Source organism: Micromonospora sp. NPDC023888 (genome assembly GCF_040639415.1).
Taxonomy (GTDB): Bacteria; Actinomycetota; Actinomycetes; order Mycobacteriales; family Micromonosporaceae; genus Micromonospora.
The window spans coordinates 1-1,177 of the sequence record NZ_JBEZZW010000109.1; the positions used below are offsets into that span (position 1 = coordinate 1).

2 protein-coding genes are annotated in these 1,177 nt (G+C 74.3%); both read left to right on the top strand.

The features are described 5' to 3' along the window. Positions 1 to 648, top strand: a 648-nt coding sequence (gene rsmH / locus AB0F61_RS34270; protein WP_357818573.1) for a 16S rRNA (cytosine(1402)-N(4))-methyltransferase RsmH, incomplete at its 5' end; no start/stop codon positions are given. Between the two features lie 80 nt (positions 649 to 728). Further along, a complete protein-coding gene (locus AB0F61_RS34275) occupies positions 729 to 1,136 on the top strand; it encodes a hypothetical protein (protein WP_079137316.1) in 408 nt (135 codons plus the stop codon). Positions 1,137 to 1,177: the final 41 nt, after the last annotated feature.

The window sequence follows — 1,177 nt, forward strand, 5'->3', positions numbered from 1 at the left end:
GACCTCGGCGTCTCCTCCATGCAGCTCGACGAGGCCGACCGCGGCTTCGCCTACGCCCAGGACGCCCCGCTCGACATGCGGATGGACCAGACGACCGGCATCAGCGCGGCCGAGGTCCTCAACACCTACCCGCCCGGCGAGCTGGTCCGCATCCTGCGCCAGTACGGCGAGGAGAAGCAGGCCAAGCGGATCGTGGCGGCGGTCGTACGGGAGCGGGAGAAGGAACCGTTCACCAACAGCGCCCGCCTCGTGGAGCTGATCCGCGACGCGCTGCCGCAGGCCGCCAAGCGGACCGGCGGCAACCCCGCCAAGCGGACCTTCCAGGCCCTGCGCATCGAGGTCAACGGCGAGCTGACCGTCCTGGAGCGGGCCGTACCCGCCGCGGTGAAGGCGCTCGCGGTCGGCGGCCGGATCGCCGTCCTGTCCTACCACTCCCTGGAGGACCGGCTGGTCAAGCAGGTCTTCGCGGCCGGCGCCACCAGCACGGCCCCGCCCGGGCTGCCCGTCGTGCCCGAGCGCTACCAGCCGAAGCTCAAGCTCCTGACCCGCGGTGCCGAACTTCCCACGGAGGAGGAGGTCGCCGAGATCCGCCGGGCGGCCCCCGCCAGGCTCCGGGGCGCCGAGCGGATCAGGGAGGACGACCTGTGAGCGGCGGGCCCGACGGCACGCACGCGTAGCGCGGGCGACGTGGACCACGAGGACGACGGCGGGGCGAACCGGGAGGACAGGTGACCAAGGCGGGACCGCTGAAGGGGCGGGCGGCGCGGCTCGCGCGGCTCATGCCCTCCGGGCCGAGCACCGCGGCCCGCACCCCCTTCGTCCTGCTGGTCGTCCTGCTCCTGGGCGGCGGCCTGATCACCCTCCTGCTGCTCAACTCCTCCCTCAACGAGGGCTCCTTCCGGCTCAGCGAGCTGAAGAAGCGGACCACCGAACTGACCGACGAGGAGCAGGAGCTCCAGCGGGACGTGGACGACCGCTCCGCACCCGACGCCCTCGAACGCCGCGCCCGCGAGCTCGGCATGGTGCCCGGTGGCAGCCCCGCCTTCCTGGGCCCCGACGGCACGGTCCGGGGTGTACCCAGCAAGGCGACGGCCGAGCCCGCCCCGCCCACCGCCCCGACGACGCCCGGCAGGTGACGCAGTGCCCCCCGCCCAGCCCCCACGCCGCCGCGTTCCGG